Below are 11,618 nucleotides of genomic sequence, written 5' to 3' on the forward strand. Positions count from 1 at the left end.
CCATGACCTCGCTCCGCCCCGCGGTCCTCATCGGTGCCGCGCTGTCGCTCGCGGTGACCGGCTGTGCGGGCCGGCCCGCCGCGGGGACGGCGTACGCCGATGCGGCGGCGCGTGTCTCGGCCGTTCCCCTCGTCGGTGCGGGGTTCCCGCCGGACGCCGCCACCGCCAAGGACCAGCTGGGCCGCCTCGACGTCGGCTGGGGGCAGCACTGGGAGACCTACCGCCGGGCCGAGTTCGGCGAGACCTGGTCCGACGACACCGACGCCCCCGGCGGACGCAACGGCTGCGACACCCGGGACGACGTACTGCGGCGCGACCTGTCCGACCTGAAGCAGGGCGACCGCAACCCCTGTGTGGTGGTCTCCGGCACGCTGCACGACCCGTACACCGGGAAGTCGCTGCCGTACTACTACCGCCGGGCGTCCCAAATCCAGACCGACCACGTCGTGGCGCTCGGCGCGGCCTGGCGGGCCGGCGCCTGGGCCTGGAGCCCGCAGCGCCGCCTGGAATACGCCAACGACCTGGACGTGCTGCTCGCCACCGACAAGCAGACCAACTACGACAAGAGCAGCCTGACGCCGGACAAGTGGAAGCCGCCGCGCCACGCGTACTGGTGCGAGTACGCGCGCCGCTGGGTCGGCATCAAGGCGAAGTACCGGCTGACCGTGACCCCGCCCGAGAAGGCGGCCCTCCAGGACATGCTGGGCGGCTGCGGCTAGCCGGCCGGTCCTCAGCCCGCCGCGGCCTCGAAGAGCCGGTGCATCGCGCGGCGCAGGCCGGTGATGTCGGTCACCGGCTCGGGGAAGTCGAAGCGCGCGTCGAAGGTGTGCCCGTCACCGCGGCCGAAACGCACCCGCAGCCCGAACCGGTCGAGCGCCAGTGGGGTGGCCCGGGCCACGTCCTCGCGCTCCACGAGCTCGCGCAGCAGCCCCATCTGTTCGCCGTGGACGGCGGCGAGGTGCTGGAGGAGCTCCGGCTCGTGCCGCACCAGCGGATCGGGCGCGGCCAGGGCGAAGTCCTCCGGGTCCACCGCCTGGGCGCCCCACAGGTCGTCCACGTAGGCCTCGCCCACTTCGAGGCGGAGCGTCATGCGTCCCGGCCCCGCTCGGCCGGGCACCAGGGTCAGCCAGCCGGAGACCCAGGCGCGGCCCCGGATACGGTGGGGGACGGAGACCGGAGCGACGTCCGTGAGCTCCAGGACGGCCGGGACCTCGTCGTCCTGCGCGTGCGTGGCGGCCCGTACCGCCGGGGAATCGGCGGGGTAGGTCAGGAACAGATCGCCGTCGGGACCGACACGTCGTTCGTCGGCCACGAGCTGCTCCGGACGGGCGCCCGCAAGGCCCGGTACGAGCAGCACCGCCGAGCAGGTACTATGTACGAGAGTTCGTGTGCGCTCGGCTGCTGACGGCATCCGCGCGATTTCAAATCCGCTGGGACGCGGCTGACCACGATCTGATCGGACCTCCGTCACGTGCCCGGCTCCTGAGGAGTCGGGAGAGTCGGCCTCCCGCGAAAGCGGCGTTTGGCCGACCTTCTTCGTGCTGTCCGTGATGTGACTGGTGTTCCCCGGACGAGACATGCGATCTCCTTGAGTAAGGTGAGCCTAACCTAACCCAACCATGGAGGTTTGGAGAACGTGCCTAACCAGTCGCGTCCCAAGGTCAAGAAGTCTCGTGCGCTCGGCATCGCGCTGACGCCGAAGGCCGTCAAGTACTTCGAGGCCCGCCCCTACCCGCCGGGCGAGCACGGCCGTGGCCGCAAGCAGAACTCGGACTACAAGGTCCGTCTGCTCGAGAAGCAGCGTCTGCGCGCCCAGTACGACATCAGCGAGCGCCAGATGGCGCGTGCCTACGACCGCGCCAAGAAGGCCGAGGGCAAGACGGGCGAGGCGCTGGTTGTCGAGCTCGAGCGCCGCCTCGACGCCCTGGTCCTGCGTTCGGGCATCGCCCGCACCATCTACCAGGCCCGCCAGATGGTCGTGCACGGTCACATCCAGGTCAACGGTGGCAAGGTCGACAAGCCGTCGTTCCGCGTCCGTCCGGACGACGTCGTGACCGTCCGCGAGCGCAGCCGCGAGAAGGTCCCCTTCCAGGTTGCCCGCGAGGGTGGCTACGCCGGCGAGGGCGAGACCCCGCGCTACCTCCAGGTGAACCTGAAGGCCCTGGCCTTCCGCCTGGACCGCGACCCGAACCGCAAGGAAATCCCGGTCATCTGCGACGAGCAGCTCGTCGTCGAGTACTACGCCCGCTGATCCAGGCGTAACACCGGAGCCTCAGCGCTTCAGCCCGCCGTCCCCCCGCTCCGCACGGAGCGGGAGGCGGCGGGCTTCCGCATGTGCGGGCTCCTCCGGCCCCCGGCCCTCGCGCGCGGGTGCCAACTCCGCTGCCGCGTCGGCCTGTTGACGCCCTCCCAGCGCCCGTGCCACCACCTCCTCCGGGGCGGTCGCCGCGCCGCGCCGCCGGTGCTCCTCGTACGCCGGGTCGCCGAGCCGCTCGCGGGTGCGCTCCTCGCACAGCACGTGCGCGGCGTAGAAGTACGCCGAGCCGAACAACGGCAGGCCCACCGAGGGCCAGATGCGTTCCGCCGCGCCCTGGAGCACGGCGGCCTCCACCGGGTCCCCGGTGTCCACCTCGACGAGCGCGAGCAGTTCGAGGGTGAGCACCGTGCCGACCAGGTCGTGGAAGGCGTGGCTGATCTCGAGGGTCTCCCGCAGCAGCGTCCGTGCCCGCTCCGGATCGCCGCCGTACCAGGCCGCGTACGCCAGGACGTACAGCGCGTAGGCGCGGACCCAGCGCTCCCCGTGTTCCTCGCAGACCTCCACGACCTGCTCGCACACCTGGACGGCCTCCTCCAGCCGGCCCCGGAAGCCCACCGCCATGGCCATCTCGACCCGGCCCATCAGCACATTGCCGTTGAGCTCGCCGACCTCCTCGTACCCGGCCAGCGCCGAGCGGATCAGCTCCTCGGCGCGCGGCATGTCGTCGGTGACCAGGGCCAGACAGCCCGTGCGGTGCACGGCGTACGCCACGGCCACCGGGTCGCCGCGCAGTTCGGCCGCCTCGCGGCACTCCTGCAGCGCGGCGATCGCCGCCACCGCGTCGCCCTGGAGCACCGCCACATAGCCGAGCACCCACAGCGCCTTGAGCCGCGAACCGTCGTGCTCGCTCTCGGCGTCCAGGACCTGGCCCAGCCAGTGCCGCCCCTCCGCGAGCCGGCCGCAGCCGGTCCAGTAGAACCAGAGGGTGGCCGCCAGGTACTGGGCCAGGTGCACGTCGTCGGAGGAGCCGAGCGAGAACTCCATCGCGGCCCGCAGATTGGGCAGTTCACCCTCCACCCGGGCGGCGGCCTCGGCCTGGCGGGGGCTGAACCAGTCCAGCTCGCACCAGGTGGCGAGCCCCAGGTACCAGTCGCGATGGCGCCGGTGCAGTCGCTCCGCGTCCCCGGCCGCCGTCAGCCACTCGGCGCCGTACTCGCGGACCGTGTCGAGCAGCCGGTAGCGGATGCCGCCCGTGCCGTCCTCGCGGACCACCACCGACTGGTCGAGCAGCTCGCCGAGGACGTCGAGCACCTCGTGCTGCGGCAGGTCGGGGCCCACGCAGATGTACTCGACGGCCTCCAGGTCGAAGGAGCCCGCGAACACCGAAAGCCGCGCCCACAGCAGCCGTTGTGCTCCGGTGCACAGCTCGTGGCTCCAGCCGATGGTCGTCCGCAGGGTCTGGTGGCGGGGGAGCGCGCCCCGGCCGCCGCCGGTCAGGAGCCGGAACCGGTCGTCGAGGCGGCGAAGCAGCTGTTCCACCGACAGCGTCCCGAGCCGTCCGGCCGCCAGCTCCAGGGCCAGCGGAATCCCGTCGAGCCGCCGGCACAGCTCGGCGGCCGCCGACCCGCGGCCCTCGGCCGGCCGCTCCCCGCCCCGGGCCTCGGCCGCGCGCTCGGCGAGGAGCAGCAGTGCGTCGTCCTCGTCCATCGGTGCGAGCGTGAAGACGCGCTCGCCCTCGATCCGCAGCGGCAGCCGCCCGGCGGCGAGCACCCGCAGCCGCGGGCAGCCCCGAAGAAGCTCCCGCAACAGCTCGGCGCAGCCCTCCACCAACTGCTCGAACCCGTCGACGACCAGCAGGAGTTCGCGTTCCGCGAGGTGGTCCAGGAGCAGCCGGCGTGGCGCTCTTGCCGTGTGGTCGGTCAGACCGAGTGCCTCGACGACCGCGTGGTCGAGGAGTGCCGGATCATTGAGGGAGGACAGCTCCACCAGGCGGACGCCGTCGCAGTACCGTTCCTGCTCGGCCGCCACGGCCGCGGTCCGCAGGGCGATGCGGGTCTTGCCGACTCCGCCGACGCCGGTCACGGTGACCATGCGCGCATCGCTGAGCAGCCGGTCGAGACGGGCCAGTTCTCGTTCTCGCCCAACGAAGAGGTTCAACTCTGCGGGCAGCTGGGAGCGCATGGAACACGCAGCGTACTCAAGGGTATGCACTGCGTACAATCGGCTTGCGCAACTCCGCTTGTGGCGGGCGGGAATGCGGTACGGGATGCCGGCCGCGGCGCGATAGGCTCGCAGGACTACCTTTTTCGAGGTTTTCGAGTTCCGACGGGTTGCGGGGAGCGGTGCAAGTGTCCGGTGGAGAGGTGGCCGGGATCCTGGTGGCCGTCTTCTGGGCGATCCTGGTGTCCTTCCTCGCGGTCGTTCTCGTGAGGCTGGCCCAGACGCTGAAGGCGACGACCAAGCTGGTCGCGGACGTGACCGACCAGGCCGTCCCCCTGCTCGCGGACGCATCGAGCGCGGTGCGCTCGGCACAGACCCAGCTGGACCGCGTGGACGCGATCGCGTCCGACGTCCAGGAGGTCACCTCCAACGCCTCCGCGCTCTCCACCACGGTCGCCTCCACCTTCGGCGGCCCCCTGGTGAAGGTCGCCGCCTTCGGGTACGGAGTGCGCCGGGCCATCGGCCGCAAGGGCGCCGCCCCGGCCGAGGCACCCGCCGCCCGGGAGGGCCGACGTACTGTGATCGTCGGGCGGACCGTGCCGTCCGCGCGGCGCTCCAAGCGAAAGGGCTGACGCTGCGATGTTCCGCCGTACGTTCTGGTTCACCGCGGGCGCTGCCGCCGGAGTCTGGGCCACCACCAAGGTCAACCGGAAGCTGAAACAGCTGACGCCCGAGAGCCTGGCCGCGCGCACCGCCGACAAGGCGGTCGAGGCCGGCCACCGGCTCAAGGACTTCGCCCTCGACATCAAGTCCGGCATGGCCCAGCGCGAGGCCGAGCTCAACGACGTCCTGGGCATCGGCGAGAGCGAGCCGCCGCGCGAACTACCCGCGCAACGCCGCCTCGTCGCCATCGAGACCACACAACAACAGCACACCAAGCATTCGTACAACCGGAATGAGGACCACTGATGGAGTCGGCCGAGATTCGCCGCCGCTGGCTGAGCTTCTTCGAGGAGCGCGGGCACACCGTCGTCCCTTCGGCGTCGCTCATCGCGGACGACCCGACTCTGCTGCTCGTCAACGCGGGCATGGTCCCCTTCAAGCCGTACTTCCTCGGTGAGACCAAGCCGCCCGCCCCGCGCGCCACCAGCGTGCAGAAGTGCGTGCGCACGCCGGACATCGAAGAGGTCGGCAAGACCACCCGGCACGGCACGTTCTTCCAGATGTGCGGCAACTTCTCCTTCGGGGACTACTTCAAGGAAGGCGCCATCAAGTACGCCTGGGAGCTGCTCACCAGCTCCGTGGCGGACGGTGGCTACGGCCTGGAGCCCGAGAAGCTCTGGATCACCGTCTACCTGGACGACGACGAGGCCGAGCGCATCTGGCACGACGTCGTCGGCGTGCCGAAGGAGCGCATCCAGCGCCTCGGCAAGAAGGACAACTTCTGGTCCATGGGCGTGCCCGGACCCTGCGGCCCCTGCTCCGAGATCAACTACGACCGCGGCCCCGACTTCGGCGTCGAGGGCGGCCCGGCCGTCAACGACGAGCGGTACGTGGAGATCTGGAACCTGGTCTTCATGCAGTACGAGCGCGGCGCCGGCGAGGGCAAGGAAGACTTCCCGATCCTCGGCGACCTGCCCTCGCAGAACATCGACACCGGCCTCGGCCTCGAACGCCTCGCGATGATCCTGCAGGGCGTGCAGAACATGTACGAGACCGACACCCTCCGCGTCGTCATGGACAAGGCCACCGAGCTGACCGGTGTCCGCTACGGCGACAAGCACGAGTCCGACGTCTCGATGCGCGTGGTCGCCGACCACATCCGTACCTCCGTGATGCTCATCGGCGACGGCGTGACCCCGGGCAACGAGGGGCGCGGCTATGTGCTGCGCCGCATCATGCGCCGCGCCATCCGCAACATGCGCCTCATGGGTGCCACGGGCCCCGTCGTCCAAGAGCTCATCGACGTCGTCATCAAGACGATGGGCCTGCAGTACCCGGAGCTCGTCACCGACCGCAAGCGCATCGAGACGGTCGCCCTCGCCGAGGAGGCCGCGTTCCTCAAGGCGCTGCGCGGCGGCACCAACATCCTGGACACCGCCATCACCGAGACCAAGGCCACCGGTGGCACGGTCCTGGCCGGCGACAAGGCGTTCCTGCTCCACGACACCTGGGGCTTCCCGATCGACCTGACCCTGGAGATGGCCGCCGAGCAGGGCCTCTCCGTGGACGAGGACGGCTTCCGCCGTCTGATGAAGCAGCAGCGCGACCAGGCCAAGGCCGACGCCCGCGCCAAGAAGACCGGCCACGCCGACCTGTCGGCCTACCGCGAGGTGGCCGACGCCTCCGGCGCGACCGACTTCACCGGCTACACCTCCACCGAGAACGAGTCGACCATCGTCGGCCTGCTCGTCGACGGCGTGCCCTCGCCCGCCGCCACCGAGGGCGACGAGGTCGAGGTCGTCCTCGACCGCTCGCCGTTCTACGCCGAGGGCGGCGGCCAGCTCGCCGACCAGGGCCGCATCAAGCTCGACAGCGGCGCGGTCATCGAAGTGCGCGACGTGCAGAAGCCGGTCCCCGGCGTCCACGTGCACAAGGGTGTGGTGCAGGTCGGCGAGGTGACGGTCGGCGCGTCCGCCTACGCCGCCATCGACACCAAGCGCCGCCGCGCGATCGCCCGCGCCCACTCCGCCACCCACCTCACCCACCAGGCGCTGCGCGACGCGCTCGGCCCGACGGCCGCCCAGGCCGGCTCCGAGAACTCGCCGGGCCGCTTCCGCTTCGACTTCGGTTCGCCCGCCGCCGTTCCCGGCACGGTCCTGACCGACGTCGAGCAGAAGATCAACGAGGTCCTCGCCCGCGAGCTCGACGTGCAGGCCGAGGTCATGTCGATCGACGAGGCCAAGAAGCAGGGCGCCATCGCCGAGTTCGGCGAGAAGTACGGCGAGCGGGTCCGCGTGGTCACCATCGGCGACTTCTCCAAGGAGCTGTGCGGCGGCACCCACGTCCACAACACCGCCCAGCTGGGTCTGGTGAAGCTGCTCGGCGAGTCGTCGATCGGTTCCGGCGTGCGCCGCATCGAGGCCCTGGTCGGCGTCGACGCGTACAACTTCCTGGCCCGCGAGCACACGGTCGTAGCCCAGCTCCAGGAGCTGGTCAAGGGCCGTTCCGAGGAGCTTCCGGAGAAGATCTCCACCATGCTCGGCAAGCTGAAGGACGCCGAGAAGGAGATCGAGAAGTTCCGCGCGGAGAAGGTGCTGCAGGCCGCCGCCGGTCTCGTCGACTCCGCCAAGGACGTCCGCGGCACCGCGCTCGTCACCGGCCAGGTGCCGGACGGCACCTCCGCCGACGACCTGCGCAAGCTGGTCCTGGACGTGCGCGGCCGCATCCCGGGTGACCGCCCGGCCGTCGTCGCCCTGTTCACCACGGCCAACGGCCGCCCGGTGACCGTCATCGCCACCAACGAGGCGGCACGTGAGCGCGGCCTCAAGGCGGGCGAGCTGGTCCGTACCGCCGCCAAGACCCTCGGCGGCGGCGGTGGCGGCAAGCCGGACGTAGCCCAGGGCGGCGGCCAGAACCCGGACGCGATCGGCGACGCCATCGACGCCGTCGAGCGCCAGGTCGCCGAGACCGCCTGATGCGACGAGGACGCCGACTCGCGATCGACGTCGGGGACGCCCGGATCGGGGTCGCCTCGTGCGACCCCGACGGGGTGCTCGCCACGCCGGTGGAGACCGTGCCGGGACGTGACGTCCCGGCCGCCCACCGGCGGCTGCGCCAGATCGTCGAGGAGTACGAACCGATCGAGGTGGTCGTCGGACTGCCCCGCTCCCTCAACGGCGGCGAGGGCCCGGCGGCGGCCAAGGTCCGCCTCTTCGCCAAGGAGTTGGCGCGCGGCATCGCCCCGGTCGGGGTGCGGCTGGTGGATGAGCGCATGACGACGGTGACCGCGAGTCAGGGGCTGCGCGCCTCCGGTGTGAAGTCCAAGAAGGGACGTTCCGTCATCGATCAGGCCGCGGCCGTGATCATCCTCCAGACCGCACTTGAGGCCGAACGGGTGTCAGGTAACGCTCCGGGCGAAGGCGTCGAAGTGGTTATCTGATCGCGATACGGTAACGTTCCGGCCGATGCGGAGGCATTCGAACAGTCGCCGCACAGCAAAAGAGGCGGACCGTCCGGATGCCTCGCGGCTCTAGGGGACCGATGACTGAGTATGGCCGGGGCCAAGGCTCCGAACCGTGGCACCCAGAGGATCCCCTCTACGGGGACCAGGGGTGGGGAGCGCAGCAGGCTGCCTCCGGTCAGGCTCCGTACGACGGCCGGCAGCAGGGCCACTACGAGCAGCAGGAGCAGTACCAGCAGCAGGCCCAACAACAGGGCCAGCAGCAGTACTACCCCCAGCAGCCGCAGGACCCGTACGGGCAGCAGCACTACGGTGACCAGCAGGTCCAGCAGCAGGGCCACCAGCAGGCCCCGCAGCAGTATGCGGACCCCCATGCGCGGCAGGGCTACGTCGAACAGCCCCAACAGGGCTACCCCCAGCAGCAGTACGCGGAGCAGTACACGGCCCAGCCGCAGCAACCTCAGCAGTACGACGGTGGCTGGAACACGACGGGTCAGCAGGCGGCCATGCCGTACGCGGGCCAGCAGCCCGATCCGTACCACAACGGCTATGCCGGCGAGGGCCACGACCTCTACGGCACGCCCGAGGCGTATCCCCCTCCGCAGCCGCCGGGCCAACGGCAGGCGCCCGCCGTCCCCGAGGTGCCGGAACAGGGCCACGAGTGGAACGCCGAGCCGCAGGAGGAGAACCACCCGTTCTTCACCGGAGTTGGCGACAGCGAACGTGAGGACGACGAGCCGGGCAACTCGCGTCGCGCGGCCGGCGGCGGTGGCCGCGACCGGCGGAGCAAGACCAAGAAGAAGGGCAAGAGCGGTCGGGCCTGTCTCGTTCTCGCCGTGATCTTCGCCGTCGGCGCCGGCGGAATCGGCTATGTGGGCTACGACTTCTACCAGAAGAAGTTCGGCGCGGCCCCCGACTACGTGGGTGAGGGCAGCAGCGAGACCGTCACCATCGAGGTGCCGACCGGCGCGGGCGGCTCCGAGATCGGCCAGCTCCTGAAGCAGGCCGGCGTGGTCAAGAGCATCGACGCCTTCGTCCAGGCCCAGAACGACGACCCCAAGGGCAAGACGATCCAGGCCGGCGCCTACACCCTGAAGAAGGGCATGTCGGCGGCGAACGCGATCAAGCTGATGCTCAACCCGAGCAGCAGGAACTCGCTCATCATTCCCGAAGGCAAACGCAACGCCTGGGTCTATGCCGAGATCGACAAGCGCCTCGGGCTGTCGGAGGGCACCACCAAGGGCATCGCGCTCAAGCAGTCCGACAGCATGGGCCTGCCGGACTGGGCCAAGAACCACAAGGACGTGAAGGACCCGCTGGAAGGGTTCCTCTACCCGGCCAGCTACCCGGTCGCCAAGGGCATGAAGCCCGACGACGTCCTGCGGAAGATGGTCAATCGAGCCAGTTCCGAGTACGGCAAGCAGGACCTGGCGGCCGAGGCCAAGAAGCTGAACCTGGACGGCCCCTGGCAGCTCATCACCGTCGCCAGCCTCGTGCAGGCCGAGGGCAAGACGCACGACGACTTCCGCAAGATGTCCGAGGTCGTCTACAACCGCCTCAAGAAGACCAACACCGAGACCAACCAGAAGCTCCAGTTCGACTCGGCGTACAACTACCTCACCGGCCAGAGCAACATCAAGATCGGTCTGGCCGAGATCAAGACCAACACGGACCCGTACAACACCTACCGCTGGCCCGGCCTGCCGCCGGGGCCGATCGGCAACCCCGGCAGCGAGGCGCTGGCCGCCGCGCTGGACCCGACGAGCGACGGCTGGCTGTACTTCGTGGCCACCGACGGCATGCACAAGACCGAATTCGCCAAGAACCTGGCCGAGTTCAACAAGCTGAAGGAAGAGTTCAATGCCCAGTCCGGTCAGTGAGGGCGCGCGTCGGGCGGCCGTGCTCGGGTCGCCCATCGCGCACTCGCTGTCCCCGGTCCTGCACCGGGCCGCGTACGCCGAACTCGGCCTCGATTCTTGGTCCTACGACCGGTTCGAGGTCGACGAGGCCGGGCTCTCCGGCTTCTTCGCGGGCCTCGACGGTTCGTGGGCCGGACTCTCGCTCACGATGCCGCTGAAGCGGGCGGTCATCCCGCTGCTCGACGCGGTGAGCGCCACCGCGGCCTCGGTCGAGGCGGTCAACACCGTCGTCTTCACGGACGACGGCCGCCGCCTCGGCGACAACACCGACATCCCGGGCATGATCGCGGCCCTGGAGGAGCGCGGGGTGACCCGGGTCGAGTCCGCCGCCGTCCTCGGCGCGGGCGCGACCGCGTCCTCGGCCGTCGCCGCCCTCGCCAGAATCTGCACCGGCCCGGTCACCGCGTACGTACGCAGTGAGGCCCGGGCCGAGGAGATGCGTGGCTGGGGCGAGCGGCTCGACATCGACGTCCGTACCGTCGACTGGGCGCGGGCGGCCGAGGCCTTCGAGGCGCCGCTCGTCATCGCCACCACCCCGGCCGGCACCACGGACGCGCTGGCCGCGGCCGTTCCCGAACGGGTGGGCACCCTCTTCGACGTGCTCTACGAGCCCTGGCCGACCGCGCTCGCGGCGGCCTGGTCGGAGCGCGGGGGAGCGGTCGTCGGCGGCCTCGACCTCCTGGTCCACCAGGCCGTGCTCCAGGTCGAGCAGATGACGGGCTCCCCGACGGCCCCGCTGGAGGCCATGCGCAAGGCGGGCGAAGCGGCCCTGGCCCACCGCTGAGCCTTCCCCGGCGTTTTACGGACCCGGCGCCGGCTGCGGGAACGCGGGTCGTGACCTGTGCGGCCCCACCGTGACGGGGGTCCCCGGCTTCGGGCCGAGCCCCGGACCCGGGGGCCGCGACCGGCCTACGGAGGCCCGCGCCGGACGACGTACCGCACCCGACGACGGCCCGCGCCCGGACCGTGTCACAGTCCGCCCAATGGACCGGGGCCCGGTCCATCACTCGGGACGTGGGAGGATCAGGGTAGGCGGGCCAGGGCCGCGCACCCCGGACGCGCCGTCGTAGTTCCAGGACGCGCGAGCATGAGGAGCACCGTTGAGCAGGTTGCGTTGGCTGACCGCGGGGGAGTCCCACGGACCCGCACTTGTCGCGAC

10 protein-coding genes are annotated in these 11,618 nt (G+C 70.8%); 8 read left to right on the forward strand and 2 right to left on the reverse strand.

The features are described 5' to 3' along the window. The first annotated feature begins 2 nt into the window (after positions 1-2). On the forward strand, positions 3-719 hold the full coding sequence (locus tag IE267_RS29805; protein ID WP_189765339.1) for an HNH endonuclease family protein: 717 nt from the start codon (positions 3-5) through the stop codon (positions 717-719). 11 nt (positions 720-730) lie between these two features. Here the strand turns inward: IE267_RS29805 and IE267_RS29810 are convergent, their stop codons facing one another. Then, on the reverse strand, positions 731-1,411 hold the full coding sequence (locus tag IE267_RS29810; RefSeq protein ID WP_189765340.1) for a DUF2470 domain-containing protein: 681 nt from the start codon (positions 1,409-1,411) through the stop codon (positions 731-733). 225 nt (positions 1,412-1,636) lie between these two features. On the opposite strand from IE267_RS29810, the gene rpsD reads away from it, so the two are divergent. After that, a complete protein-coding gene (rpsD, locus tag IE267_RS29815; RefSeq protein ID WP_053723667.1) occupies positions 1,637-2,251 on the forward strand; it encodes a 30S ribosomal protein S4 in 615 nt (204 codons plus the stop codon). Between the two features lie 21 nt (positions 2,252-2,272). On the opposite strand, the gene IE267_RS29820 is transcribed toward rpsD, so the two are convergent. After that, on the reverse strand, positions 2,273-4,438 hold the full coding sequence (locus IE267_RS29820) for an ATP-binding protein (protein ID WP_189765341.1): 2,166 nt from the start codon (positions 4,436-4,438) through the stop codon (positions 2,273-2,275). Between the two features lie 167 nt (positions 4,439-4,605). Here IE267_RS29820 and IE267_RS29825 point away from each other — a divergent pair, with 167 nt between their 5' ends. The 6 genes from IE267_RS29825 (at position 4,606) to IE267_RS29850 (ending at position 11,243) form a co-directional block, all read left to right on the forward strand. Next, a complete protein-coding gene (locus IE267_RS29825; RefSeq protein ID WP_167154933.1) occupies positions 4,606-5,049 on the forward strand; it encodes a DUF948 domain-containing protein in 444 nt (147 codons plus the stop codon). Positions 5,050-5,056: 7 nt separating this feature from the next. Then, positions 5,057-5,386, forward strand: coding sequence for a DUF6167 family protein (locus IE267_RS29830; protein ID WP_161245105.1), 330 nt, complete (start codon positions 5,057-5,059; stop codon positions 5,384-5,386). Further along, entirely contained in the window at positions 5,386-8,055 is a 2,670-nt protein-coding gene (gene alaS, locus IE267_RS29835) for an alanine--tRNA ligase (RefSeq protein WP_161245106.1), read from the forward strand. The genes IE267_RS29830 and alaS overlap by 1 nt, the downstream gene beginning before the upstream one ends. Further along, a complete protein-coding gene (gene ruvX / locus IE267_RS29840) occupies positions 8,055-8,519 on the forward strand; it encodes a Holliday junction resolvase RuvX (RefSeq protein WP_161245107.1) in 465 nt (154 codons plus the stop codon). Before alaS ends, ruvX begins: the two co-directional genes overlap by 1 nt. Positions 8,520-8,620: 101 nt before the next feature. Then, entirely contained in the window at positions 8,621-10,420 is a 1,800-nt protein-coding gene (gene mltG, locus IE267_RS29845; RefSeq protein ID WP_189765342.1) for an endolytic transglycosylase MltG, read from the forward strand. Continuing rightward, on the forward strand, positions 10,401-11,243 hold the full coding sequence (locus IE267_RS29850; RefSeq protein ID WP_189765343.1) for a shikimate dehydrogenase: 843 nt from the start codon (positions 10,401-10,403) through the stop codon (positions 11,241-11,243). Before mltG ends, IE267_RS29850 begins: the two co-directional genes overlap by 20 nt. Positions 11,244-11,618 lie beyond the last annotated feature (375 nt).

Source organism: Streptomyces xanthochromogenes, from assembly GCF_014650455.1.
In the GTDB taxonomy this organism is placed as follows: Bacteria; Actinomycetota; Actinomycetes; order Streptomycetales; family Streptomycetaceae; genus Streptomyces; species Streptomyces xanthochromogenes.

Excerpts from the sequence above, each read along its gene's own strand:
- ruvX (WP_161245107.1), top strand. The coding sequence starts at position 8,055 with ATGCGACGAGGACGCCGACTCGCGATCGACGTCGGGGACGCCCGGATC.
- IE267_RS29820 (WP_189765341.1), bottom strand. The coding sequence starts at position 4,438 with ATGCGCTCCCAGCTGCCCGCAGAGTTGAACCTCTTCGTTGGGCGAGAA.
- IE267_RS29830 (WP_161245105.1), top strand. The coding sequence starts at position 5,057 with ATGTTCCGCCGTACGTTCTGGTTCACCGCGGGCGCTGCCGCCGGAGTC.
- mltG (WP_189765342.1), top strand. The coding sequence starts at position 8,621 with ATGACTGAGTATGGCCGGGGCCAAGGCTCCGAACCGTGGCACCCAGAG.
- IE267_RS29805 (WP_189765339.1), top strand. The coding sequence starts at position 3 with ATGACCTCGCTCCGCCCCGCGGTCCTCATCGGTGCCGCGCTGTCGCTC.
- IE267_RS29850 (WP_189765343.1), top strand. The coding sequence starts at position 10,401 with ATGCCCAGTCCGGTCAGTGAGGGCGCGCGTCGGGCGGCCGTGCTCGGG.
- IE267_RS29810 (WP_189765340.1), bottom strand. The coding sequence starts at position 1,411 with ATGCCGTCAGCAGCCGAGCGCACACGAACTCTCGTACATAGTACCTGC.
- alaS (WP_161245106.1), top strand. The coding sequence starts at position 5,386 with ATGGAGTCGGCCGAGATTCGCCGCCGCTGGCTGAGCTTCTTCGAGGAG.